This window comes from Pseudomonas sp. FSL R10-0399 (assembly GCF_009600165.1).
In the GTDB taxonomy this organism is placed as follows: Bacteria; Pseudomonadota; Gammaproteobacteria; order Pseudomonadales; family Pseudomonadaceae; genus Aquipseudomonas; species Aquipseudomonas helleri.
Map to the genome: position 1 here is coordinate 1 of NZ_WIWK01000300.1, position 454 is coordinate 454.

Below are 454 nucleotides of genomic sequence, written 5' to 3' on the forward strand. Positions count from 1 at the left end.
CCGGCCTTACGCCGTGCCACTTTGAAAAGCGCAAAGTGGCCAAACGCTTTTTGCCCCAACCCCTCGGTGCCTCGCTGAGGCTCGGCATGCCCTCACCACAAGCCAAACTTGGTGGGCCCGCCGCGATCGGCCAGCGTGGTTTAACGGGGCCTCTTAGATCAAGATCAAAAGCCAGATCAAGATCAACAGATCGCGAGCAAGCTCGCTCCTACGCCATTCTCAGTCGCTGATCACACCGACAATCAATTCACTGCCAATCCAGCCAGCCAGCATTTCACCGGCCCGGCCAATACCCTCTTCTTCGCCCAGATGTTCAACCAAGAACTCGCACAACCCGGCAAAGCTGCCGTCGTGTTGCAGGTGCTGCAGCGCGTGCAGTTCCAGCGCGTCGACCTGGCGCAGGCGCGAGGTGTATTGGCGACGCCACACCAGCAACCCGCCCGCCTCGGCCAGC

Annotated in this window: 1 pseudogene; it reads right to left on the reverse strand. The window is 60.8% G+C overall.

Features of this window, described 5'->3' with window-relative positions:
• Positions 1–219: 219 nt before the first annotated feature.
• Positions 220–454, reverse strand: a pseudogene (locus GHO41_RS29995) (DUF2063 domain-containing protein); the annotation flags it as partial.